Raw genomic sequence first — 25,748 nt, 5'->3', positions numbered from 1 at the left:
TTCGTTCGCGTTAACCGCCGAATTTCGAAGAGAAAGGTGGACCTTCGTGCTCAAGAGGTTCATGGTAGCCGTGCTGGCCGCCGCCGCACTGGCCCTGCCGACGACCGGCACCGCGCAGGCGGCCGGCAGCTGCGAAGATTTCTACTCGATCACCATGGGCAAGTACTGGGTCAACAACAACGTGTGGGGCCAGGACTCGGGCCAGGGGTGGCAGTGCGTGTGGGACGTGTCGTCCGGCGGCTCGATCTCGTGGGGCACGAGTTGGGACTGGAGCGGCGGGCCGAGTCAGGTGAAGTCCTACGCCAGTTCGGTGCTCGGCTGGCACTGGGGCAACAAGCTGTCGGGCACCGGCCTGCCGGTTCGGTTGTCGGACAACCGGTCGGTGAACACGGGCGCGAGCTACACGGTCCGGCAGAACACGGCGAACGTCATGAACGTCGCCTATGACCTGTGGCTGCACCCGATGTCCAACCCCGGCACCACCAACCCGTCCGACGAGATCATGATCTGGACCTACCGCGCCGGCGGCGCCGGACCGGTCGGCACGCGGCAGGCCACCGTGTCGATCGCCGGCGCCAACTGGGACCTATACCGGGGCAACATCGGCTGGGAGGTCTACTCGTTCGTCCGGACGAGCAACACCGACTCGGCGACGTTCAACCTGCGCGACTTCACGTCGCACCTGGTCAACCGGGGTTGGCTGAGCAACCAGAAGTACCTGACCAGCGTGCAGCACGGCACGGAGGTCTTCAGCGGGAACGGGCAGTTGGACGTGCACTCGTACTACGCCAACGTGGGCTGACCACCCGACGCGGCGCGGCGGTTCCTGTGCCGCCGCGCCGCGGACGGCTCCACCGCGGTCGTCACGCCGGGACGTCGGCGCCCCGCTCCCGGTACTCGAACCAGTCGAAGGACGCGCTGCCCTCGGTGGCGTACATGCCGATCACCCGGCCGGTGAAGCCGACGGCGACCTCGGTGGACAGGTAGCGCCCGTCCAACTCGGCCAGCAGGTCGGCACCGAGGTGGAAGGCGATGGTGTCGGGCCCCGTGGCGGCCGTGCCGAGCGCGATGTCATGCGCACCTGTCGCCGAAGGTGGCAGCAGGTCGTCGGTCCGGGTCGTCACCGCGAGCACGACCGCGCCGGGTGGCACCGCCCGTCGTGCCACGACGTTCCGCAGTGGGCCGATGCGCGCGATGACCTCCACCCGTCCATCGCACACTTCCAGGTCGTAGTGGTGAGCCTCGTCGAGGCGCACGGAGACCCCGGCGCGCGCCCAGCCGGGGTCGAGCCGCACTTCCACGCGGCACTCGGGGTGCTGTTGCCGTCGCCCGACGAAGGTGCACCCGGAGGCGTCCAGCGTCGATCCGGTCGCGTGCAGGGTGAGCCACCCCGGGCGCTCCGCCAGCGACCAGGAGGTGTCCGGCCGGCTGCGCGGCGAGATCCACTCGTGGCCGAGCACCGGCGCGTCGAAGTCGTCACGCGCGGGTGGGGGCTCCCAGGGGTGCCATGCCCGTGGCGCGCGTGCGCGGAGTTCCACGGTGCCGACGCGCGGCCAGCCGTCGACCCACTCGACCGGGACCAGGAACGTCTCCCTGCCCAGGACGTGGAAGCCGGGGGTGAAGCCGCGGGGTCGGGTCGCCAGCAGCACCATCCACCAGTCTCCGTCCGGGGTGGTCACCAGGTCGGCGTGCCCGGTGCTCTGGACGGGGTGGTCGGTGCCGCGGTGGGTCAGGATCGGGTTGACCGGCGAGGGTTCGAACGGGCCGCGTGGCGAGCGGGCCCGTGCCATCGCCACCGTGTGGCCGCGCTCGGTACCGCCCTCGGCGATCATGAGGTACCACCAGTCGCCGATGCGGTACAGGTGCGGGGCCTCCGGCCACTGCAGGCCGGTGCCGGACCAGATCGGCCACGGTCCGTCGAGGACCTTGCCCGCCTCGGGGTCGATGCGAGCCACACCGACCCCCTGGAAGGCGGCCCAGCAGTTGCCCTCGTCGTCCCAGGCGAGGTCGGGGTCGATACCCGGCAGGTCGATCCACACCGGGTCGGACCAGGGGCCTTCCGGCCGCTCGGCGGTGACGATGAAGTTGCCGCCGGTGGAGACGTTCGTGGTGATCAGCCAGAAGCGGCCGTCGTGGTGGCGGATGGTCGGTGCGTAGATGCCCCGTGAGGCGGGTGTGTCCGGTGGCAGCGGCAGTTGCTCCGGCCGGTCCAGGACGTTGCCGATCTGCCGCCAGTGCACCAGGTCGCGGCTGTGGAAGATCGGCACGCCGGGGAAGTACTCGAAGCTGGAGCAGACGAGGTAGTAGTCCTCGCCGACTCGGCACACGCTCGGGTCGGGGTGGAAACCCCCGATGACCGGGTTGTCGTAGAACCGCGGCAAAACCCGCCTCCTGTGAGTGGATCGAAGGGTGAACGGCCGGGACGGGCAGTCGCGGGGGCCCCCAACGCGGGCGGGCGGCCGGGCCGCCCGCCCCCCCCGGGGGGCGTGGGGGGGCCCCCAGGGGTGACCGCCGGGCCCGGGGTGGCGCGCGCCCCCGGGGGGGGGGGCCGCGACTGCCCGCCGTTCGACCCGGTGTTCGTCGGTGTCAGGGTGTGGTGAGGTCGAACTTGCTCACGGTGACGGAGCCGCCCAGGGCCTGGGTGGCGTGGTTGAAGATGCCGAAGCGGTAGCCCATGAAGAACTGCCAGGCGTTGTTGAGCGTGAACGCCGGACCGAGCCCGGTGAAGTTCACCCCGTCGGCGCTGTAGGAGAACCGGGCCTGCCGGTTCGAGCCGGGTTGGATGTCGGCGTTGATCCGCAGCCAGATCCGGCCGCCGCTGATGCCCGCGCTCGCGGCCTCGGTACCGGTGCTCGTGGTGCGCCAACTGCTGTCCATGGCCAGGCCGTTCGTCATCACGACGCGGGTCTGGCCGTTCTCGCGTTTGACGCCGATCCACGCCGACGATTGGCGGAGCATGGCCAGGCCCGACCGGTCACCGTCCCGCATGGTGCTGTAGTCGAGCTCGATCGTGGCGGTGGAGGTGGGGCCTTGGATGCGGTGGGTCAAGGTGTTGCGGGCGGCGTAGAGGTCGTTGGTGACCGTGGCCGTCTGCAACCTCAGCCCGTTGTTCACCGAGTACTTGGAGGTGTCCGGGTCGTGGTTCCACTCCCACTGCGGGCCGAGGGTCGTGCCCGCGAAGGTGTCGGACCCGGTGAGGGGTTTCACCGGCCGGGTCGGCAGCGGCGAGGGGTAGTTCACGCCCCACCTGCCGTTGACGGTCTGCAAGGTCGGCCAGCCGTCGGCGGTCCAGGTGATCGGGGCGAGAGCCGGTACGCGGCCGCCGGGGTAGGCGTCCACGAACGACATGTAGTACCAGGAGCCGTTCGGGGTCTGGACCAGGCCGCCTTGGTGGGGCACGCCGCCGCCGGGGATCGGGCCCGGCAGGTCGAGCAGGACCTGCCGCACGGTGTACGGGCCGAAGGGCCCGTTGTCCGACTTGAGCACGTACTGGCCGTTGGCGGGCCGGGTCAGCCAGATGTAGTAGCTGCCGTTGCGCTTGTAGAAGCGGGCTCCCTCCAGCGTCCCGATGTTCGAGGGCGTCTGGAACACCTGCTGCGCGCGGACCTGGCTGCGCCCGTCGGCGGACAGTTGGGCGACGCTGATGGTGCCGTTGCCGTAGGCGACGTACATGGTGTCGTTGTCGTCGATGAGCATGCCCGCGTCGTAGTAGCAGTTGTCGATCTGGGCGTGCCGGTTCCACGGCCCCTCGACGCCGGTCGCGGTGTAGATGTAGGTGTCGTTGAAGTCGATGCACCCGGCCCAGTAGTAGGTCCGGTTGCTGGCGCGGTACTGCAACGTCGACGCCCAGATGCCGTTGACGTAGGCCCGCTGCCCGTTGGTCAGGTCGTACTTCGTGCCGAAGTCCAGGGACGGCACGGAGTGGCCGGCGAATTCCCAGTTGACCAGGTCGTACGAGCGCAGGATCGGCGCGCCGGGCGAGTAGTGCATGGTCGACGCGGTCATGTAGTACGCGTCACCGACCCGGATGACCTCGACGTCGGCGAAGTCCTGCCACACCACGGGGTTGGTGAACTGACCGCCCGGCTGCTGCGGGGTCGTCGTCGTGGTGGTGGGTCCGCCGCCGTCGACGCGGACGAGTTGCCACTGCTGGTTGGCGCCGCCCCAGTCGCTGTACTGGACGATGTTCGCGCCGTCGTTGGTGGCGGCGTTCTGGACCTCGACGGCCTTGTTGCTGTTGCGGTTGATCAGGCGCACGTGGCCGCCGTCGGAGTCGGCGAGCCGGAACTGCTGGTTGGTGCCGTTGCCGTCGGTCCACTGGACGATGGCGGCGCCGTCGGCGGTGGAGCGGTTGGAGACGTCGAGCACCTTGCCGGAGTGCTTGGACTTGAGCCGGTAGTAGCCGCCGCCGGAGTCCACGAACTGCCACTGCTGGTTGGCTCCGTCACCGCGGGTCCACTGGGTGATGCGGGCGCCGTCGTTCGTGGCGAGGTTGTAGACGTCCAGCGCCTTGCCGCTGTTGCGGTTGACCAACACGTACCACGCGTTCGTGTCGACGGTCGCCGCCGAGCTGGTCGCCGAGCCGAAGACGACCATCACGCCTCCGAGCACGACCGCGGCCATCACCGCGGCCATCCGCGACAACCGGCCACGTCTGCGCGTGAGGTGCCGTGGGAGTTGATCGGGGACAGACATGACAGCTCCTTACCCGCCGCTTCGGGCGGCGTGCGGCCAGGCGCCCCGCACGGGGTGTGCGGGGCGCCTGGGGCGGTCAGCGTCGCAGGGTCAGCAGGCCCGGTCGGTAGGGCAGGAGACCGTAGTCGCCGCCGGAGTTGGGGCTACGTCCTTGGTAGAGCATCTGCAGGTTGCAGGGGTCGATGGTCTTGGTCTGGTCGGGGTTGCTGCGGATGATGTCGCCGTGGCTGATGTCGTTGGTCCAGGTGGCGCCGCTGTTGGCCTTGCCGGCGAAGGGGTTGCTCTCGGTGGCGGCCTGCGGTGTCCACGAACCGTTCAGGCTGCTGGAGGTGAACGAGCGGAAGTAGCGTCCGTTCGCGCCCATCGCCTCGACGATCATGAGGTACTGGTTCTGGCCCTGGACCTTGTAGACCTCGACCGCTTCGAAGAGGTTGGCCTGGGTGTCGCTCATGATCGTCGTGTAGGACGAGCCGAAGCTGCCCGGGAAGTTCCCGATCGGCATGACCTGGCGGTAGATCTTGCCGTTGTCACCGGCGAAGAACAGGTACATGTTCGTGCCGTCGCCGATGAGCGTCTGGTCGATGGGTCCCGTGCCGGAGCCGGTGATGCTGGCCGTGGAGAGCACCTGCTGCGCCGACCACCCGTTCGGGTTGGTGGGGTCGGTCGACGTCCGGTAGCTGAACGCGGTCCCACCCCACTGGTAGGCGAGCACCCAGATGTTCTTCGGGGCGAAGTAGAGCAGCGTGGGCGCGACGGTGCCGATATTCATGGCCTGCTGGGGTGCCGAGGCCATGTCGGACCAGTTGGTGAAGAGCCCGAAGTTCATCGACCCCCAGGACGTTCCCGTGTCGTGGGTCGTGGCGTAGACCAGGTGCTTGCCGTTGTAGGGCACGTAGGTGAAGTCCTTGAGCGAGACCCAGCCCGACCTCGGGTTCGCCAGCACGCCGGTCGACGTCCAGCGGTAGGTCGACGGAAGCGAGCACTGCCCGGGGTTCGTGGTCGTCGTGGTGGTGGGGTTCGTCCCGCCACCGACGCGGACGAGCTGCCACTGCTGGTTGGCGCCGCCCCAGTCGCTGTACTGCACGACGTTGCCGCCGTCGGCGGTGGAGGCGCCCTGGACCTCGACCGCCTTGTTGCTGTTGCGGTTGATCAGGCGCACGTGGCCGCCGTCGGAGTCGGCGAGCCGGAACTGCTGGTTGGTGCCGTTGCCGTCGGCCCACTGGACGATGGCGGCGCCGTCGGCGGTGGAGAAGTTGGAGACGTCGAGCACCTTGCCCGACAGCCGTGACTTCACCCGGTAGTAGCCGCCGCCGGAGTCGACGAACTGCCACTGCTGCTGGTTGCCGTCGTTGCGGGCCCACTGGGTGATCCGCGCGCCGTCGTTCGTGGCGAGGTTGTAGACGTCCAACGCCTTGCCGCTGTTGCGGTTCACCAACACGTACCAGGCGGTCGTGTCGACGGTCGCTGCCGACGCGGGTGCCGCGCCGAGCGCTACCACGAGACCGCCGAGCAGCACCGTGACGACCGCGGCGGCGACACCGGCCAGGCGGCCGCGGTGTCTGCGGACTCGTGGAACTGTGATGGGTGGGTGTTGGCCTGACTTGGCCATGGGTGTGCTCCTCTTCTTTGAGGGGATGGCGAAAGGCGGGGGACTGGTGAGGTCCCCCGCCGTGCGGCGGCGATGCGGGATCAGCCGACGCGGACGAGCTGCCATTGCTGGTTGGCGCCGCCCCAGTCGCTGTACTGGACGACGTTCGCGCCGTCAGCCGTGGAAGAGCCCTGGATTTCGACGGCCTTGTTGCTGTTGCGGTTGATCAGCCCGAAGTAGCCGCCCGACTCGACCGCGCGGAATTGCTGGTTGGTCCCGCTGTGGTCGGTCCACTGCTGGATCGCGGCGCCGTCGGCGGTCGACGAGTTGGGCACGTCGAGGACCTTGCCGGAGTGGCGGGACTTGACGCGGTAGTAGCCGCCGCCGGAGTCCATGAACTGCCACTGTTGGTTGTTGCCGTCGTTGCGGCTCCATTGGGAGATGCGGCCGCCGTCAGTGGTGGACAGGCCGTACACGTCCAGCGCCTTGCCGCTGTTGCGGTTGACCAACACGTACCACGCGTTCGTGTCGATGGGGCCCCCGGGCTGGGGGGAGCCCCCGTTGAGGGCGTTGAGGGTGGCGGTGTAGGCGGGCTTCTTGTTGCCCGAGCCGTCGAACAGCAGCGGGGTGCCGGAGGCGCGCCACGAGTCGGTGTCGCGGATGCCCCACACGGTGATGCCGGTGCAGCGCGCCACCGCGAGGCAGGCCTTGGTCACGCGTTCGTAGTTGGCCGCCTGCGCGGAGCCCGAGCCTTCGATGTCGAGTTCGGTGATCTGCACGTCCACGCCCAGGTTGGCGAAGTTCTGCAGGGTGGTCTGGTAGTTGGACGGCACCGGGGACTGGGGGTTGAAGTGCGACTGGAGGCCGACGCAGTCGATGGGCACGCCGCGCTGCTTGAAGTCCTGGACCAGCCGGTAGACGGCCTGGGTCTTGGCGTGGGTCCAGTCGTCGGTGTTGTAGTCGTTGTAGCAGAGCTTGGCGTTCGGGTCGGCGGCCCGCGCGGCGCGGAACGCGGCCTCGATCCAGTCGTTGCCGGTGCGCTGGAGGTTGGAGTCGCGGCGGGCGCCGGAGCTGCCGTCCTGGAAGGCCTCGTTCACCACGTCCCAGGCGTAGATCTTGCCGGCGTAGTAGGAGGCGACTCTGGTGACGTGGTTCAACATCGCCGACCGCAGGGCGCTGCCGGACATGTTCTGCATCCACTGCGGCTGCTGGGAGTGCCATGCCAACGTGTGGCCGCGGACCCGTTTGCCCTGGGAGCGGGCGAGGTTGACGATGCGGTCGGCGTTGCCGTAGGTGAACTGGTTCTGGTTCGGCTCCGTCGCGTCGATCTTCATCTCGTTCTCGGCGGTGACCATGTCGAACTCGCGCTGGAGGAGTCCGGCGTAGGTCGAGTCGCCGAGCCTGCCCGCGGCTACGGCGGTGCCGAAGTACCGGCCCTTCTCCGCCGCCGCGGCGGCCAACGTCGTGCCCGCCGCTTGGGCGAAGCCGTTGAACGCCATCGTCATCATGGTGGCGACCAGTCCTACGACGAGCAGCAACGCCGTTGTTCTCGGCTGACGCGAGAGCGTCGGCCGAATGACCGCTCGTATCGAATGTTCCATCACATGTCCTTCGGATCGAACAGCAGGGTGTTAGCGCTAACATTCAACCTTGGAAAGCCTCCTCGTGAAGGAAGCGCATTTGGGCGCGGCAATCACGGTCACGCGCGGCGGTCGTGCTCATCTGACTGTGAACGATGGCACACCGTCGGTCAAGACGTAACGCAACTGTTTCGTACTGTTGGGTTCAGCTAAAAATGGGCAGAGGTTCTTTAGCGGTCGACAAGTGCTGTTCGATGCCCTGAACGGAGCAACTTCGCGACTGCTGTTCCTGCGTGCGCGCTGATAAGACCTGATCAAACTCTGCCCGGAAACCTGCTAAAAGTTAGCGCTCACATTTAGCTTTGACCGTGTGCTGGGGCCCATAGTTCTATTGGCCTGACTCAAGGCCGCGCCGTTTCGGGTGTGACCCCCACCCGACGAGCGCCGCCTGCCCCGGTCGCGCACCTGTCCCGACCGCCCCACTCTGCCGACTCCGTGACCGACGCCGAGGGCGTCCCGGTCGAAGTTGAAGGGACGACGATGTCCACTGGAACACGCAGACGACTCCTGCACCTCGCCGTCGCGGCCGTCGCGGCACTGGGCCTGTTCACCGCGGCGCCCACCGCGCCCGCGGCCCAGGCCGCGCCGGGTAGTCCCGCGCTCACCCCGCCGCTGGGCTGGAACAGCTGGAACAGCTTCGGCTGCGGCATCACCGAGGCGCAGGTCCGCCAGGCCACCGACGCGATGGTGAACTCGGGGATGCGCGACACGGGCTACCAGTACGTCGTCGTGGACGACTGCTGGTTCGACCCGCAGCGCGACGCCCAGGGCAACCTGCGCGCCCACCCGACCAAGTTCCCCAGCGGCATGAAGGCGCTCGGCGACTACATCCACGCCCGCGGCCTGAAGTTCGGCATCTACCAGGCGCCCAACGAGAAGACCTGCGCCCAGGGCGTCGGCACCCACCCCGGCTCCACCGGCAGCAAGGGCCACGAGGTCCAGGACGCCCGGTCGTTCGCGTCGTGGGGAGTGGACTACCTCAAGTACGACTGGTGCTCGGGCAGCGGCACCCGCGACGAGCAGGTCGCCCGGTTCACGATCATGCGCGACGCCCTGCGCGCCACCGGCCGCCCGATCGTGTACAGCATCAACTCCAACAGCTTCCACGCGCCCACCGGTGACAAGTACAACTGGGGCGAGATCGCCGACCTGTGGCGAACCACCGAGGACCTGCTGGACATCTGGCAGAACGGCAACACCAACAGCTACCCGATGGGCGTGGGCAACGTCCTGGACATCACCGCCCCGCTCGCCGTCCAGTCCGGACCCGGGCACTGGAACGACCCCGACATGCTCGTCGTCGGCCGCCCCGGGCTGAGCCTGACCGAGTCCCGGGCGCACTTCGCGCTGTGGGCGCTGATGGCCGCGCCGCTGATGGCGGGCAACGACATCCGCACCATGTCCGCCGACGTCAGCGCGATCCTGCGCAACCCGCGACTGCTGGCCGTTAACCAGGACCAGCTCGGCGCGGGTGGCAGGCGGGTGCGCGACGACGGCAACACCGAGGTCTTCGCCAAGCCCCTGTCCGACGGCTCGGTCGCGGTGGGCCTGTTCAACCGGGGCAGCGGTACCGCCACGGTGTCCACCACCGCCGCCCAGATCGGCCTGTCCGGTGGGTCGTTCTCCCTCACCGACCTGTGGACCGGTGGCACGTCCACCACCTCCGGCGCGATCTCGGCGAGCGTGCCCGCGCACGGCGTGGCCGCGTTCCGAGCCTCCGGCGGCAGCCCGATCTCCGCCACCACCTCCCGGCTGCGCGGCGTCGGCTCCAACCGGTGCGTCGACATCGAGAACGCCTCCACCGCAGCCGGTGCGACCGTGCTGCTCCAGGACTGCCACACCGCCGCGGCCCAGCAGTGGACCAGCTGGGCGGGCGGCGAGATCCGGGTGTTCGGCGACAAGTGCCTCGACGCCTACAACCAGGGCACCACCAACGGCACCCGCGTGATCACCTGGTCGTGCAACGGCCAGGACAACCAGAAGTGGACCCTCGGCTCCGACGGGTCCATCCGCAACACCCGTGCCGGCCTGTGCCTTGACGCCGAGCAGGCCGGCACCGCCAACGGGACCCGGCTGATCCTGTGGACCTGCAACGGCCAGAACAACCAGAAGTGGAGCCGTGCCTGACGGTCGCCCTGAGCGGCGCGCTCACCGTCCGGTGCTGCGCACTCCGCAGCACCCGGTCCCGGACTCCGGTCCCCTCGCACGCAAAGCCTCGCGAGGGGACCGGGGGCCGGCCCGCGCCGATCGGCCCGACGTCCACCCGTGATCCCGGGAAGGAGCACCGTGCGCACCTGCCGCGACCCTGTGATCGGTGGATCCCACCCGCACCCGAGCGTGTGCCGAGTCGGTGACGACTACTACCTGGTGTGCTCCAGCTTCGAGTACTTCCCCGGCGTGCCGATCTTCCACAGCCGCGACCTGGTGCACTGGCGGCAGGTCGGCAACGCCCTCGGCCGGCCGGAACAGCTGCGGCTGTCCGTCGACACGCCCGCGTCGCGCGGGATCCACGGGCCCACCATCCGCTACCACCGCGGGCGGTTCAGGGTGATCGCGACGAACATGTCGGCGGGCGGCAACTTCGTCGTGACGGCCGACCGCCCGTGGGGGCGGTGGTCGGACCCGGTGTGGATCGACCTGCCCGGTGTCGCCCCAGACCTGGCGTGGGACGAGAACGGCAACTGCTGGTGCACCACGTCCGATGGACACATGGCGCGCATCCACCCTGACACGGGAACCGTGCTGGAAGGTCCATGGCGGACGTGGCGCGGCAGTGATCGCCAGTACCCGGAAGCGCCCCGCCTGTGCCACGTCGGCGACTGGTGGTACCTGCTGTCCAAGCACGGCCACGCGCTCACGGTCGCCCGCGCGCGCACGCCCCGCGGACCGTTCGAACCCGCGCCGGGCAACCTCGGCGACACCTCACGGCCGATCCGGAGCATCGGCCGCCCGGACCTCGTCACCACACCGGACGGGGCCTGGTGGCTGGTGCGGCCCGGAGCACGCGAACACCCGTCGGGTTTCCACGTGCTCGGCCAGGAAGTGTTCCTGACGCCCGTGCGCTGGGAGAACGAGTGGCCCGTCGTGGACGAGGGGACCGAAAGGCCCACACCGGGGGAGTCGCACCCACCGCTGCCGGCGCGCGACGACTTCGACGAGTTCGTCCTCGCCCCGTCCTGGATCTCCCCGCGTGGTCGCCCGGACGGGTCCTGGTCGTTGACCGAACGTCCCGGCTGGTTGACGCTGCGCGCCACCGGCGACACCCTCGACCGCCCCGGCTGCACGTTCGTCGGGCGCCGACTGGGGCACCTCGACTCACGGGTGTCGGTCCGCATGGACCCCGGCACGGCCCGAGCGGGTCTGAGCATCCGGCGCGACGAGGCGCACCACTACGACTTCGAGGTCGTGCCCGGCCGGGTGGACGTGGTCGCCAGGATCGGGCCGGTGCGCCAGGTCGTGGCCAGCCGCACCACGCGTCCCGGGCCGGTCACGCTCACGGTCGTCACCCGCACCACCGACCTCGTGCCGCCGTCGTTCGTGCGCCCGACCGACGAACCCGCCGGCGTCGAGCCCGCCGGACCCGACACCATCGCGTTCCACGTCGACGGCGATCCGGGCCCGCTGGCCGAACTGGACGGTCGGTACCTGTCGCCCGAGGTCACCGGCGGTGCCGCCGGGCGGGTCGTCGGCATGTACGTCACGCGCGGTGTCGCGGCGTTCGACTGGTTCGACTACCGCGGCCTCGGCTGACTTCTCGTGCCTACCGACTGATGTCCTACCTGGAGGTGCTCTTGATGAAATCCACGTCGTTGTCCGCAGCGGCACCGCGACGAGCCGGTGCTCTGCTCGTCGCCGTCCTGTGCGCCTTGGCGCTCCTCCCCGCGGTGGCCAGGGCCGATAACCCGATCGTGCAGCACATGTACACCGCCGACCCGGCGCCGCTGGTGCACAACGGTCGGGTGTACCTCTACACGGGGCACGACGAGGACGGCTCGACCTGGTTCACGATGAAGGAGTGGCGGGTCTGGTCGTCGGCCGACATGGTCAACTGGACCGACCACGGTTCGCCGATGAGCCTGGCCACGTTCTCCTGGGCGAGCAAGGACGCGTGGGCCGGGCAGGCGATCCACCGCAACGGCAAGTTCTACTGGTACGTGCCCGTGGTCAACCGCGCCACCGGCCGGATGGCCATCGGCGTCGGCGTCGCCGACAGCCCGACCGGCCCGTTCCGCGACGCGATCGGCCGCCCGCTGGTGGAGAACGGCGAGATCGACCCGACCGTCTTCATCGATGACAGCGGCCAAGCGCACCTGTACTGGGGCAACCCGAACCTGTGGCACGTGCGGCTCAACGCAGACATGATCTCGTTCTCGGGCAGCCCCACCCAGATCCCGCTCACCACCGCCGGGTTCGGCGCTCGGACCGGCGACCCGAACCGGCCGACGCTGTACGAGGAAGGGTCGTGGGTCTACAAGCGCAACGGCCTGTACTACAACGTCTTCGCCGCCAAGTGCTGCTCGGAGTTCATCGCCTACTCCACCGCACCCGGTCCCACCGGACCCTGGACCTACCGCGGCACGATCATGCCCACCCAGGGCTCCAGCTTCACCAACCACGCCGGGATCGTCGACTTCAAGGGCAGCTCCTACTTCTTCTACCACAACGGCGCACTGCCCGGCGGAGGCGGTTTCACCCGCTCCGTGGCGGTGGAGAAGTTCACCTACAACGCCGACGGCACGATCCCGACCATCAACATGACCACGTCCGGCGCACCCCGGGCGGACACGCTCAACCCCTATGTGCGCCAGGAGGCGGAGACGATCGCCTGGGGCTCGGGCGTGGAGACCGAACCGTCGGCCGAGGGCGGGATGAACGTCGGCTGGATCGAGAACGGTGACTACATCAAGCTCAAGGGTGTCGCGTTCGGCACGGGCGCGAGGACGTTCAGCGCCCGGGTCGCCTCCGGCGCCGCCGGCGGCACCATCGAGGTCCGGCTGGGCGGCCCCACCGGCACGGTGGTGGGGCGTTGCGGCGTTTCCGGCACCGGCGGCTGGCAGAACTGGACGAGCGTCTCCTGTCCGATCTCCGGCGCGACGGGTACCCAGGACCTCTACCTCCGGTTCAGCGGCGGCAGCGGTTACCTGTTCAACGTGAACTGGTGGCAGTTCGGCGCGTAGCGCACTTCCTGGGGCTTGGCGAAAGGATTTCGCTAAAGTTAGCGCTAACAATTTTAGCATTTCTGAGAATTGACTGCGCTGGTTTGCGTGGTTACATTCGAGTTGCGTCTGGGAGCGCTCCCAGAGATGGCTGTACCCGTATCCACGACACAGCAACGACGCTGCGAGGACCCTGAATGAGTGCAACGAAACTGGCACGCGGCGGCGCCGCTGCCGCCGCCCTGACTCTGTGTTCGGGGCTGCTGGTGCTGGCAAGCACCTCAGCCAGCGCGGCCCCCGGATGTTCGGTCGACTACCGGGTCAACCAGTGGGACACCGGCTTCACGGCCAACGTCACGGTCAAGAACCTCGGCGACGCGATCTCCGGCGGGTGGACCCTGGAGTGGGACTTCCCCGGCAACCAGACGATCACCAACGGCTGGAGCGCGACCTACGCCCAGTCCGGTCAGCACGTGAGCGCGAAGAACCCCGGCTGGGCGGCGGCGCTGCCCACTGGTGCATCCGCGACCTTCGGTTTCAACGCCTCGTACTCGGGCGCGAACGCCATTCCCACGTCGTTCAAGCTCAACGGCACCACGTGCGGCGGTGGTCCGACGACCACGACATCAACTTCGACATCAACTTCGACGTCGACGTCGACTTCCACATCGACCTCAACGACGACCTCCACGACCACGACTACGACGACCACGCCGGGGAACCCTGGTGAGCACGTGGCCAACCCGTACGTGGGCGCCAAGGGCTATCTGAACCCCGACTACGTCGCGAACGTCAACAGCCTGGCCGACGCGACCGGCGGTGCCCTCGGCACCTCCATGCGCAAGGTCGCCCAGAACTCCACCGCCGTGTGGATGGACCGCATCGGCGCCATCACCGCCGGACGGGGGTTGACCGGTCACCTCGACGAGGCGCTGCGGCAGTCTTCCGGCGGCACACCAGTGGTGATCCAGGTCGTCGTCTACGACCTGCCCAACCGCGACTGCGCGGCACTGGCGTCCAACGGCGAGCTGAAGGTCGGCGAGAACGGTCTGGCCCGGTACAAGGCCGAGTACATCGACCCCATCGCCGCGATCCTGGCCGACCCGAAGTACCGCGACCTGCGGATCGTCGGGATCGTCGAGCCCGACTCCCTGCCCAACCTCGTGACGAACCTGAGCAAGCCCAAGTGCGCCGAGGCCAGTTCCAGCGGTGCCTACGTCCAGGGCATCCAGTACGCCCTGAACAAGCTCAGCGCGATCCCGAACGTCTACAACTACGTGGACATCGGGCACTCCGGGTGGTTGGGCTGGGACTCGAACATGGGTCCCTCGGTGCAGTTGATCGCCAACACCATCAAGGGCACCACCAAGGGCGTCAACAGCGTGGACGGGTTCGTGTCGAACATGGCCAACACCTCGCCGACCGACGAGCCCAACCTGCCCGACCCGAACCTGAACGTCGGGAGCCAGCAACTGCGGTCCGCGACCTTCTACCAGTGGAACCCGTACTTCGACGAGGCCGACTTCGGCGCGGAGATGCGTAACCGGTTCATCTCGGCCGGTTTCCCCAGCGGCATCGGCATGTTGATCGACACCTCCCGCAACGGCTGGGGCGGCCCGAACCGGCCCACCGGTGCGAGCGGCTCGACGGTGGACGCGTACGTGAACTCCGGCCGCATCGACCGCAAGCTCCACCGGGGCAACTGGTGCAACCAGAGCGGCTCCGGCATCGGTGAACGGCCCACCGCCGCGCCGCGTGCGGGCTTCGACGCCTACGTGTGGATCAAGCCTCCGGGTGAGTCCGACGGCATCGCGACCAAGACCGACGGCCCGAACGAGGAAGGCAAGCAGCACGACCCGATGTGCGATCCGGCCTTCCGCGGCGACGAGCAGGCCAACGGCCGCAACCTGACCGGTGCCATGCCCGGTGCGCCGCACGCCGGCGTGTGGTTCCCCGCCGGGTTCACCTCGCTGGTCCAGAACGCGTACCCGGCGCTGTGAAAGGACACACGATGACGCGGAGGAAGCAGACCGCGGCCGCGTGCGTCCTGTCGAGCGCGCTCGTGGCTGCGGCCGTGGGCCTGGCGGTGGGCGGCGGCGCGACCGCACAGGCGGCCGAGTCGGTGTTCTACGTCGACCCGGCGAGTTCCAGCGCGAAGTGGGTCGCCGCCAACCCCGGCGACTCACGGACGCCGGTCATCCGTGACCGGATCGCCTCGGTCCCGCAGGCGCGGTGGTACACCACCACCAACACCTCGACGGTGCGCTCGGAGGTCAGTTCTTTCGTCGGAGCGGCGGCTTCGGCCGGGAAGATCCCGATCCTGGTGGTCTACAACATCCCCAACCGGGACTGCGGCGGCGCCAGCGGCGGCGGCGCACCGTCCCACTCGGCCTACCGGGCGTGGGTGGACGAGGTCGCGGCGGGTCTGGCCGGTCGTCCCGCGACGATCGTGCTCGAACCCGATGTGCTGCCGATCATGAGCAACTGCCAGAACGCCGACCAGCAGAGCCAGACCAGGGCGTCCATGTCCTACGCGGGCAAGAAGCTCAAGTCCGGTTCCGCGCAGGCCAAGGTGTACTACGACATCGGCAACTCGGCCTGGCTGAGCCCGTCGGAGGCCGCGAACAGGCTGCGTGCGGCCGACATCTCCAACAGCGCCGACGGCATCTCCTCGAACGTGTCGAACTACCGCAGCACGTCCGACGAGGTGAACTTCGTCAAGAACGTCCTCAACGCCGTCGGCGACAGCAGGCTCAAGGCGGTGGTGGACACCAGCCGCAACGGCAACGGCCCGCAGGGCACCGAGTGGTGCGACCCGCCTGGGCGCGCGATCGGCACGCCCAGCACGACGAACACGGGCGACGCGAGGATCGCGGCCTTCCTGTGGGTCAAGCTGCCGGGTGAGGCGGACGGCTGCATCGCGCCGGCCGGCCAGTTCGTGCCGCAGCGCGCGTACGACCTGGCGATCGCGGCGGGTCCGACATCGACGACGACATCGACGACGACCACCACCACTACCACCACGGGCAACAACCCCGGCGGCGGCTGCACGGTGACTCACCGCGTGGTCAGCCAATGGACGGGCGGGTACACCGGCGAGATCGTGATCACGAACCGGGGACAGTTGATCAACGGCTGGACCCTCACGTTCTCCGCGCCGGGGGTGTCCGTCACGCACGGCTGGAACGGGACGTGGACCGACACGGGTGGCGACGCAGTCCGTGTCGGCAACGCGTCCTGGAACGGAACGCTCGCTACCGGTGGGCAGACGACCATCGGGTACAACGCGAGTTACAACGGAGCAACGCCGCCGTTCTCGTCACCGGCGTTGAACGGCACCCCGTGCTCCTGACACCGTAGCCGGCCTGAAGCGGTTCCCCGTCGCGGCCATCGCCTCCGCCCGACGGGGAACCGCTGTGCTTCCCGGGCTGCTGCACCCGCAGCCCGGGAAGTGCCCGCCGCGAACCAGTACCCGGGCGTCGGGGAAGCACAGACGCTGCCGGGTTTCGTGCCGAAGGTGTAGTGGTCGCCTGAGCCCTGCTGTGCCAGAGATCGGCATACTGTGCCACATCGTGGGACGATGTTGGATGGAAACGATTGTCATGAGCTACGGTCCGGTCGTTCACTTTTCAACGACCTCGGGACAGGCTGATGCACCACCGCACGCCCTTGGCTGCCGCCGGCCTCATGGCGGTCTCCGTTCTCCTCTCTGGGTGTTTCGCGACCGGGGCGACGGGAACCGACGACCCTTCCGGCGGAGGCCGGATCAAGGTGGCGATGATGCTGCCGCCGCGGTCGGGGTTGTCGCCGTTCAGCGACGACGCCTTCAAGCTGTCGCGCTGGTCGACGGCGGAGACGCTGGTGAACCTGGACGAGAAGGGCGACGCGCGGCCCGCGCTGGCCACTCGGTGGAGCCGCACGTCGGACACGACGTGGGAGTTCGTCATCCGGGACGGTGTGACGTTCCACGACGGCAGCGCGCTGACCGCGGCCGTGGCCGCGAACACGCTGACCCGCGCGATGAAGGCCTCGCCCAAGCCGCGCATCCTCGACGGTGTCCAGTTGGAGGTCCGTGCCGAGGCGGGCAAGGTCGTGCTCACCACCGGCGTGCCGGATCCGCTGGTGCCGCAACGACTCTCCTCGCCGCAGCTGTCCGTCCTGGCCGAAAGCGCGTACGCCGGGGACGGCAAGGTCAACCCGGTCGGCGCCGGGAGCGGCCCGTTCAAGCTGGTGAAGGTCGACGGCACGACGAGCGCCACGCTCGACCGCTTCGACGGTTACTGGGGTGAGAAGGCGAAGGCCGCGGGCATCGACGTCTCCTTCGTGCCGGACGGCGCCGCGCGTGCCGCCGGCATCCGCAGCGGCGAGGCCCACATCGCGGAAGCGGTTCCGGTGTCCCAAGCCGCGCTGCTGGACCAGCAGACGATCACCGAGGTGCCGATGCCGCGCACCAACACCCTCTACCTGAACACCAAGTCCGGCCCGTTCATCGATCCCGCCCTGCGTGCTGCGGCCCGTGAGGCGATCGACGCCGAGGCGATCGTCAAGGGCGTCTACGAGGGACGGGCCGACGTGGCGAAGGGCCTGCTGGGGCCTGCGCTGCCGTGGGCGGCCGAGGGTCGCAAAGCCTTGGGCGACCGGACGAAGGCAGCGGATCCGAAGGGCGTGACGATCACCCTCGCGACGTTCACCGACCGCGCCGAACTGCCCGAGGTCGCGTCGGTGTTGCAGCAGCAACTGCAGGACAAGGGGTTCACGGTGAACCAGGTCGTGCGCGAGTACGCGCACATCGAACAGGACATGCTGGCCGGCAAGTTCGACGCGTTCATCCTGTCCAGGGCGACGGTGCTGGACTCCGGCGATCCCGTCGCCTACCTGAGGTCGGACTTCGCCTGCGACGGGTCGTTCAACATCGCGAAGCTGTGCGACCCGGCGGTGGACGCGGCCGTGGTGAAGGCCGTCGGTGTGGAATCCGGTGATCAGCGGCGTGCCGCGATCCTGGAGGCCGAGGCGGCGGTGCTGCGGACCGACGCGGCGATCCCGATGCTGCACGAGCGCGTCATCCAGGGTGACGCGACGTCGGTGGCGGACTCGGCCAAGGACCCGCGTGAGCGGCTCCTGGTCACCGCGACCACCCGGCTGAAGTGAGCGGCGTGTCGGTGCGCGAGCGCGCCGGTGTGCTCCTGGCGCGCGCCGGCGCGCTCGCGCTGATCGTCGCGGTCGTGGGGGTGCTGCCGTGGCTGTCAGGCCGAGATCCGGCGCTGTCCGTGCTGCGCGCCCGTTCCGCCGAACAGGAGCCGACGCCCGAGGCGTTGGAGTCCGTGCGTCGGGAACTGGGGCTGGACGCGAGCCCGGCGGGGCTGCTCGGCGACTGGCTGGGCGGGGTGCTGCGCGGTGACCTCGGGCGGTCCTGGGTCAGCGGCGCCGAAGTGCTGCCCTCGGTGCTGTCCGGTCTGGGTGTCTCGTTGACCCTGATGGGCGCGGCGTTGGTCGTGACCTTGCTGTTGGCGTGCGCGTTGTGTGCGCGGACGGTCGTGCGCGGGGCGCGGGGGACGCTGCGAGGTGGTTCGGGTGGTGGCGGCGGTGCCGCGGCGTTGGCGGCGTTGCCGGAGTTCCTCGTCGCCACGATCTTGTTGATCGTCCTGTCGGTGTGGCTCGGGTGGTTCCCGCCGTACGGCTGGCAGGGACCGCGGCACCTGGTGCTGCCCGCGCTCGCGTTGGGCGTCCCGGCGGGTGGCGTGCTGGGACGATTGGTGGACGACGCGCTGCCTGCCGTGTTCGAGGAGCGGTGGGTCGGGCTGTGGCGGTCCTCGGGGTGCACGGCCGGCGTCATCGCGTCGGCGGCGCTGCGCCGCGTCCTGCCTCTCCTGCTGCCGCAGATCGGTCTCGTGGCTGTCGGCCTGACCGGTGGCGCGGTGGCCGTCGAGACGGTGTTCGCGGTGCCCGGCATCGGCCGTACCGCCCTGAACGCCGCGGAGTCCCAGGACTTGCCGCTGTTGCAGGCTTCGGTGCTCGCGCTGGTGCTCCTGGGTGCGGTCGCGGGATCGCTGGCGGCGGTGGCCCGGCACCGGCTGCTCGGACCCGGGTTGCGTGACGCCGCGCTGTCGCTGCCCGCGCCGGTCGCAGGAGCGACAGGCCCTCTGCGGCAAGCGGTTCCGGTCGTGTGCGCGATCGTCATGGCCGTGGTCGTCGGTTGGGGGCTGCTGCTGGAGCCACTGCGGCTGGATGCGGCCGCCCGGTTCGCGAGCCCGTCGTGGGCGCACCCGCTGGGCACCGACTCGCTCGGCCGGGACGTCCTCGCCAGGGTCGGGCACGGCGCGGCCGCGACGCTCGGTGTGGCGGCGGGCGTGTGCCTGTGCTCCTACGTGATCGCGGTGGTGCTGGGATTCCTGCCGGGTCCGGCGTCGGGCGTGGCGGAGACGGCCAACGCCGTGCCCCCGGTGATCGCGGGCATCCTGGTCGCCGCTGTGCTCGGCCCCGGAGCCGTCGGCGCGTCCATCGCGGTCGCGCTCGTGTCCTGGCCGCCGCTCGCGGCCCACGCGGCGGCGTTGGTCCAGGAAACCCGCGCCGCCGCGCACGTGACGGCGTTGCGCGCCATCGGGTCGCCACCGTCCTGGATCCTGCTGCGCCACGTGCTGCCGGCGGTGGCCGGTCCGGTCGCGCGGCACGCCGTCCTGCGCATGCCCGGCATGGCACTCGCCATGGCGTCCCTGGGCTTTCTCGGGCTCGGTGCGCAGCCACCCGCACCGGAGTGGGGCCTGATGCTGGCCGAGTCGTTGCCCTATGTGGAGCGTGCTCCGCTGGCGGCGCTCACACCGGGGGCCATGCTGCTGGTGCTCGCCGCGCTGGCGGTGTCGTTGTCCACGTTGCGCGGATGGGGCAGGACGAATTCCGGCCTGTTCGGCGTGATTCGGAGTCGCCGGGCGCCGATCACCGAAGGGGTTGGTGCGTGATGAGCACTGAAGCACTCCTGGAAGTTCGCGGCCTGCGGATCACCGCCACCCGGCCGCACGAGGTCGATCTGGTGCGCGACGTGTCCTTCGAGGTCGCGGCAGGCGAGATGCTCGCCGTGGTGGGGGAGTCCGGGGCGGGGAAGTCCATCACCGCGCGAGCCGTGCTCGGGTTGCTGCCCGCCGGGATGCGCGTGTCCGGCAGTGTTCGGTTCGACGGCGAGGAACTGGTCGGCGCCTCGGATGCGGTGTACCGGAAGCTGTGGGGACACCGGATGGCCTTCGTGCCCCAGGACGCGCTGTCCGTGCTCAGTCCCGTGCACACCGTCGGAGACCAACTCGCCCTCGCCGTCCGGTCGGTGCGGGGAGTGGGGCGCAAGGCGGCGCTGGAGCGGGCTGTGGCCGCGCTCGACCGCGTCGGCATCCCGGACGCCGCCCGCCGCGCCCGCGCCTACCCGCACGAGTTCTCCGGTGGCATGCGCCAGCGCGCGGTGATCGCCATGGCGACGGTCAACGACCCGGACCTCGTGGTGGCCGATGAGCCGACCACCGCGCTCGACCCGACTGTCCAGGCTCGGATCCTGGACCTGCTGGACACGCTCCGCGAGCGAGCCGGGATGGCGGTCGTCCTGGTCACGCACGACCTCGCCGTCGCCGCCGTCCACGCCGACCGGGTGCTGGTGATGTACGCGGGCCGGCACGTGGAGTCCGGTCCGGTCCACCGAGTCCTGCGGAACCCACGTGCCCCCTACACCGCAGGCCTGCTCGCGTCGTTGCCTCCGCGGCACGCGGAGAGCAGGTACCTGCCCGCCATGCCCGGAGCGCCCGTGACGACCGGTTCCCCGCCGGCGGGGTGCGCCTTCGCTCTGCGCTGTCCTGCGGCCACGGACCACTGCACGCGGCACGAGCCCGAGCCCGCCGAGTGGCAGGACGGGCACTGGGCGTCCTGCCACCGGCTCGCAGAGCTGCCGCGGCGCACCACGGACCTGTTCGCGGGGAGCACGGCATGACAGCGCCACTGCTCGAAGTTCGGGACCTCGTCGTCCGCTACCCGGCACGTGGGCGCCGGACGCCGCCCGTCCTGGCGGTGGACCGGATCTCCTTCACCGTGGACGCGGGGGAGACGCTCGCCCTGGTCGGCGAGTCCGGATCCGGCAAGTCCAGCACCGCCGCGGCGGTGCTCATGCTGCGCAAGCCCGAAGGCGGCTCCGTCCGTTTCGGAGGTCGTGAGCTGACCACTGTGGAGGAGCCTGGACTACGAACGCTCAGGCGTGGTTTCCAGCCGGTGTTCCAGGACCCGTACGGTGCGCTCAGCCCGCGCACGACGGTGTTCGACGCCGTCGCCGAGCCGCTGCGCGTCCAGGGCCGCTGGGATCCCGCGACCGGTCCCGCGCGGGTGGCCGAGCTGCTCGACCTCGTGCACCTCGACCGGTCCGTCGCCCGGAGGCTGCCGCACGAGCTGTCCGGCGGGCAGTGCCAACGCGTCGGCATCGCCCGGGCGTTGGCGAGCGAGCCGAGGCTGCTGGTGCTCGACGAACCGGTTTCCGCGCTCGACCCGTCGATGCGCGCCGGAGTGGTCAACCTGTTCACCGAGTTGCAGGACGAGCTCGGGCTCGCGCAGCTGTTCATCTGCCACGACCTCACGCTGGTCCGGCACGTCGCACACCGCGTCGCGGTGCTGCACCGCGGCCGCATCGTCGAGTCGGGCCCCGCTCGCCAGGTGTGCGACGCACCCACCCACGACTACACCCGCGAGCTGCTGTCCTCCGTACCCGATCCGGACCGCCTGACCGTGAAGGACGGGCACGGATGGCGGCATGCGTCGTCGCGTTGCGAGCTTGCCTGACGGATCGCCGTTTGGCACTATCACGGCCGCCGTGCTCGGCGCCGGCCTTCGGTTATCGCGTAGGAGGTGTGGTGCCCAGACGGTGGTTGGTGGCCTCGGTGGCGGCGACCCTGTTGTTGGCGACCGCGGCTGTGGTGGGTGTGGTCGTGCAGCGGGATCGGACGGGCGAAGCGGGTGATCCGGTTGCCGCTGCCGGCGTGGACAGTCGGTCCCCGGTCGGTGCGGCCTCGGCCACACCGACCGTGAGCGAGTCGGTGACCGTGTCGCCGAGCGCGGCGATCGGCACGGCCGCCACCGTCCCGTCGACGTCGGTGACCCCGCCGTCGGTGACCTCGACGTCGGTGCCCGCCGCGGTCGCGGGTGACGCGCCGCTGGCCGGGAGGATCAAGCCAGGGGTCACCAACCAAGGGGTGGCGACGTTCTACGACTCCGATGGCGGCGGCGCGTGCCTGTACGACCCCGGCCCCGATCCGTTGACCGCCGCGATGAACTGGGCGGACTACGAGGACGCCAAAGCGTGCGGCGCCTACGTCCTGGTTCGGGCGTCCAACGGCGCGAGCCTGACGGTGCGGATCACCAACCTGTGTCCGCAGCCGTGCCGGGTCGGGCAGTTGGACCTGAGCGCGGAGGCGTTCGCCCGGCTGGCGGCGCCCAACCTGGGAGAGATCCCGATCACGTGGACGCTGGTGAGCCCCGCGGTGTCGAAGGGGATCTCCATCCGCTACAAGACCGGGTCCAGTAGGCACTGGTGCGCAATCCAGGCCATCGACCACCGCAATCCGGTGGCACGACTGGAAGTCCAGGCAGGCGGGCAGTGGAAGCAGCTGCAACGGACCGACTACAACTACTTCCTCTCCGAGAACGGTTCCGGATGCGGCGGGGCCATCGCGGTCACCGACATCTACGGCCAACGCCTGGTCGTGGACCCCTTGCCGATCAAGCCCGACGTCGTCCAGGCCACGAGCCTGCAATTCGCCGCACACTGACCCGGGGTGGGCGGCCGGTCGGTCGGCCGCCCCACCCCGGGTCAGCAGGGGGAGTTGGTCTGTCAATTACGAGACGGCGCGGTTCTATCGGGTTGGGTGACCACCTGGGCACCCGGCGAGGGCGGTGGCCGGCGCCCGGGATGCCCGCGGACCGATCACGTAGAGCGGCAGCGTGTATACGGCCACGTCGGCGGCGTGGAGTACTCAGGGGTCCGCCACGGTGAGCAGCACGAATCCGGTGGTGAACGGGCGGCCGGACCACGCCGTCGGGCAGCGGTGACGAGCGGTCCGCCCTACCCGGACACGTGCTTGGCACGTTGTTCGACGACCCAGGTCGCGATCTGCGCGCGGGAGGTGAACCCGAGTTTGGTGAGGATGTGCTCGGTGTGGGTTTCCGCGGTGCGCACGGAGATGACGAGTCGGGTGGCGACTTTTTTGCTGGTCAGGCCTTCGGCGATCAGTTCGGCGATCTCCCACTCGCGGCGGGTCAGCAGTCGCGGCGCCTGTGTCGGCACGGTCGCCGTCGGCGGGGGGACCTCGCCCAGGGCGAACGCCACGGCCTCGTCCGTGCTCATCACCCGCCCGCGCTCGAACGCCGCCTCGAACCGCTTGCGGCCGAGGCGTTCCCGCGCGACCCGCTCGCAGTCCACGTGGTAGGGGTACTGGTGCTGGTAGGTCTCCAGCGGCCGACCCATGATCTCCCAGAGCCGGTCCGCGATGCCGAGCAGCGTCGCCACCCGCTCGGGAGGCGCGAACGCCGCCTCCGTCCAGGCCAGCGACTCGACCGACCAGCCGAACCCGGTGAGGTCGCGGATGTCCCGGCGCAGCCGGATGCTCTCCCGGTACAGCTCGGCGGACCGGCTGTGGTCGCCCTGTTGCATCGCGAACAGGCCGAGCGCCCAGAGGGCCCAGGACCGGTGGAAGCACTCGCCGGCCGAACCGGTGATCCGCAGCGACTCCTCGTGGTAGGCGTTGGCGCGGTCCGAGTCGCCGAGCAGTCCCGAGGAGATCGCACAGCCCAGCAGCATGTTGAGGCGCATCGGCAGGTCGACCCCCGGCGGCAGCACGGCCAGCCCTCGTTCGATGATCTCGATCGAGCCGGGGAGGTCACCGCTGTACATCACGGCGCACCCGGACACCCAGCAGGCATGGGCGTCGATGGTGGGGTCGTCCAGACCGGCGGCGATGCCCTCGGCCTCCTCCAGACGCCGGAGGCCGCCCTCGATGTCCCCGGCGCCCAGCGCCAGCGCACCGTCGGTGAGCAGGGCCCTGGCGCGGACGGCGGTCGGCGGGCTCGGCTGGTCGAGCGCGCGTGACAGCCACAACCTGCCCTCCTTGGTCCAGCCGCGGCCCCACCAGTAGAAGTGGAACAGTGCCGCCAGCATTCGCATCGCGGGTTCGACCTCGCCGGGCTCGCCCAGGCAGTAGGCCATGGCCGCTTGGATGTTCGAGTGCTCCCGGTCCAGCCGGCCGAACCACTCGACCTGTTTGGGGCTGACCCAGTCCGCCTGGGCCCGTTCCACCAGCTCCAGGTACCAGTCGCGGTGCCGGCGGCGCAGGTCGGCGTGCTCACCGGTCCGCTCCAACTGCTCCACGCCGAACTCGCGGATGGTCTCCAGCACCCGGTACCGCACGACGTCGCCGTGCTGTTCCCTGACCAGGATCGACTTGTCCATCAGGGACGCCACCAGATCCACCACGTCACCGACATCCAGCACGTCACCCGCGCAGACCTCTTCCGCGGCGTCCAGTTCGAACGCGCCCGCGAACACCGACAGGCGCGCCCACAGCAACTGCTCCCCGGGGGAGCACAGGCCGTGGCTCCACTCGATGCACGCCCGCAACGTCTGCTGCCGCGCGGGCACGTGCCGCAGCCGGGTGGTCAGCAGGTGCGGCTGATCGGCCAGCCTGGCGAGGATGTCCTTCTCCGACAGCGCGCGCAGGCGTGCCGCGGCCAGTTCGATCGCCAGTGGGAGGCCGTCGAGGCGCTGGCAGATCTCCACGATCGCCGCGCCGTTGTGCTCGCCGACGGTGAAACCGGGCCGGGTCGACGCCGCCCGTTCCACGAACAGGGCCACCGCCTCGGAGCGGATCAGGTCCTGGTCGGCGAGCGGCAGGTCGGGGTCGGGCAGCGTCAGCGGCGGCACCGGCAGGACGGCCTCGCCCTGGATGCCCAGCCACTCCCGGCTGGTCGCCAGGATCCGCAGTTCCCGACAGCGCTGCAACAACTTGGCGGCCAGCTCGGCGACCGCGTCGACCAGGTGCTCCGAGTTGTCCAGGACCAGCAGCAACCGGCGCGAAGCCAAGTACTCGATCATCAGCTCGACCGTCGTGCGGTCCGCGTTCTCCCGCAGGCCCACGGCCACCGCGACCGAGTTCGGCACCAGTTCGGGATCGCGCAGCTGGTCCAGCTCGACCACCACCACGCCGTCCGGGAACGCCCTGCGCACCGCGTTGGTCACTTCCAGGGCGAGACGTGTCTTGCCCACCCCACCGGGCCCGGTGAGGGTCACCAGGCGGGATGACGACAGCAGGCGCCTGACCTCGTCCACCTCGCGCCGACGGCCGACGAAGCTGCTCAGCTCCAGCGGAAGGCTCGACGTCCTCTGCCGAACGACGGAGCTCATACCACCGAACGGTAGTGCGACGCGCTCGGCAGCGCAGGGTGTGCTCACAACGGTTCGGCCACTGCCGGCACAGGAGCGGCGCCGACTTGCGAGACGTCAGGGTTCCGTCTCTTCGGGTGTTCCGGCGGCCTGCGAACGGTCGGCGTGCCGGGCGGTCGGGGAGAGGGTCCAGAGGCACCCGGCCAGGGCGATGGCGGACGGGGCGTGCGGTGGCGAAGGCGGCGGAGAAGAACGCGGGCGTGTTGGACGTGACGCCCAAC

General features: G+C 69.8%; 16 protein-coding genes. 11 read left to right on the top strand and 5 right to left on the bottom strand.

What is annotated here, in order from left to right; genetic code table 11:
• Positions 1-46 precede the first annotated feature (46 nt).
• A complete protein-coding gene (locus tag FM051_RS31165; RefSeq protein ID WP_202919106.1) occupies positions 47-802 on the top strand; it encodes a GH12 family glycosyl hydrolase domain-containing protein in 756 nt (251 codons plus the stop codon).
• A 61-nt stretch (positions 803-863) separates the two neighbouring features.
• Here the strand turns inward: FM051_RS31165 and FM051_RS31160 are convergent, their stop codons facing one another.
• The 4 genes from FM051_RS31160 to FM051_RS31145 form a co-directional block, all read right to left on the bottom strand.
• Positions 864-2,381: a glycoside hydrolase family 43 protein gene (locus FM051_RS31160; RefSeq protein ID WP_158849620.1), complete on the bottom strand. Its 1,518-nt coding sequence runs from the start codon at positions 2,379-2,381 to the stop codon at positions 864-866.
• A 205-nt stretch (positions 2,382-2,586) separates the two neighbouring features.
• Positions 2,587-4,695: a family 43 glycosylhydrolase gene (locus FM051_RS31155; RefSeq protein WP_158849618.1), complete on the bottom strand. Its 2,109-nt coding sequence runs from the start codon at positions 4,693-4,695 to the stop codon at positions 2,587-2,589.
• Between the two features lie 76 nt (positions 4,696-4,771).
• The gene (locus FM051_RS31150) at positions 4,772-6,304 is read right to left on the bottom strand and encodes a non-reducing end alpha-L-arabinofuranosidase family hydrolase (protein ID WP_158849616.1); all 1,533 of its coding nucleotides are present in this window, start codon (positions 6,302-6,304) and stop codon (positions 4,772-4,774) included.
• A gap of 80 nt (positions 6,305-6,384) precedes the next feature.
• The gene (locus FM051_RS31145) at positions 6,385-7,884 is read right to left on the bottom strand and encodes an endo-1,4-beta-xylanase (RefSeq protein WP_158849614.1); all 1,500 of its coding nucleotides are present in this window, start codon (positions 7,882-7,884) and stop codon (positions 6,385-6,387) included.
• A gap of 519 nt (positions 7,885-8,403) precedes the next feature.
• On the opposite strand from FM051_RS31145, the gene FM051_RS31140 reads away from it, so the two are divergent.
• The 10 genes from FM051_RS31140 (at position 8,404) to FM051_RS31095 (ending at position 22,861) form a co-directional block, all read left to right on the top strand.
• Positions 8,404-10,050, top strand: a complete 1,647-nt coding sequence (locus FM051_RS31140) for a glycoside hydrolase family 27 protein (protein WP_158849612.1) — start codon at positions 8,404-8,406, stop codon at positions 10,048-10,050.
• Positions 10,051-10,188: 138 nt separating this feature from the next.
• A complete protein-coding gene (locus FM051_RS31135; RefSeq protein ID WP_338019508.1) occupies positions 10,189-11,673 on the top strand; it encodes a glycoside hydrolase family 43 protein in 1,485 nt (494 codons plus the stop codon).
• A gap of 44 nt (positions 11,674-11,717) precedes the next feature.
• Positions 11,718-13,100 carry a glycoside hydrolase family 43 protein gene (locus tag FM051_RS31130; protein WP_158849608.1) on the top strand — a complete coding sequence of 461 codons (1,383 nt, stop codon included), beginning with the start codon at positions 11,718-11,720 and terminating at the stop codon, positions 13,098-13,100.
• A gap of 176 nt (positions 13,101-13,276) precedes the next feature.
• The gene (locus FM051_RS31125) at positions 13,277-15,079 is read left to right on the top strand and encodes a glycoside hydrolase family 6 protein (RefSeq protein ID WP_158849606.1); all 1,803 of its coding nucleotides are present in this window, start codon (positions 13,277-13,279) and stop codon (positions 15,077-15,079) included.
• Between the two features lie 11 nt (positions 15,080-15,090).
• On the top strand, positions 15,091-16,431 hold the full coding sequence (locus tag FM051_RS31120; RefSeq protein ID WP_158849604.1) for a glycoside hydrolase family 6 protein: 1,341 nt from the start codon (positions 15,091-15,093) through the stop codon (positions 16,429-16,431).
• A gap of 425 nt (positions 16,432-16,856) precedes the next feature.
• Positions 16,857-18,227, top strand: coding sequence for an ABC transporter substrate-binding protein (locus tag FM051_RS31115; protein WP_238412773.1), 1,371 nt, complete (start codon positions 16,857-16,859; stop codon positions 18,225-18,227).
• Positions 18,224-20,032 carry an ABC transporter permease subunit gene (locus FM051_RS31110; RefSeq protein WP_238412772.1) on the top strand — a complete coding sequence of 603 codons (1,809 nt, stop codon included), beginning with the start codon at positions 18,224-18,226 and terminating at the stop codon, positions 20,030-20,032. Before FM051_RS31115 ends, FM051_RS31110 begins: the two co-directional genes overlap by 4 nt.
• Positions 20,032-21,039 carry an ABC transporter ATP-binding protein gene (locus tag FM051_RS31105; RefSeq protein ID WP_158849600.1) on the top strand — a complete coding sequence of 336 codons (1,008 nt, stop codon included), beginning with the start codon at positions 20,032-20,034 and terminating at the stop codon, positions 21,037-21,039. Before FM051_RS31110 ends, FM051_RS31105 begins: the two co-directional genes overlap by 1 nt.
• The gene (locus tag FM051_RS31100) at positions 21,036-21,875 is read left to right on the top strand and encodes an ATP-binding cassette domain-containing protein (protein ID WP_158849598.1); all 840 of its coding nucleotides are present in this window, start codon (positions 21,036-21,038) and stop codon (positions 21,873-21,875) included. The genes FM051_RS31105 and FM051_RS31100 overlap by 4 nt, the downstream gene beginning before the upstream one ends.
• Before the next feature lie 71 nt (positions 21,876-21,946).
• Positions 21,947-22,861 (top strand): expansin EXLX1 family cellulose-binding protein, encoded by a 915-nt coding sequence (locus FM051_RS31095; RefSeq protein ID WP_202919105.1) that lies wholly within the window; start codon positions 21,947-21,949, stop codon positions 22,859-22,861.
• A gap of 293 nt (positions 22,862-23,154) precedes the next feature.
• Here the strand turns inward: FM051_RS31095 and FM051_RS31090 are convergent, their stop codons facing one another.
• Positions 23,155-25,488, bottom strand: a complete 2,334-nt coding sequence (locus FM051_RS31090; RefSeq protein WP_158849594.1) for an ATP-binding protein — start codon at positions 25,486-25,488, stop codon at positions 23,155-23,157.
• Positions 25,489-25,748: the final 260 nt, after the last annotated feature.

The sequence above is a fragment of the Saccharothrix deserti genome, assembly GCF_009769385.1.
Taxonomy (GTDB): domain Bacteria; phylum Actinomycetota; class Actinomycetes; order Mycobacteriales; family Pseudonocardiaceae; genus Actinosynnema; species Actinosynnema deserti.
The sequence above is the reverse complement of the archived record's forward strand: the minus strand, read 5'-3'. Positions and strand labels throughout refer to the sequence as shown.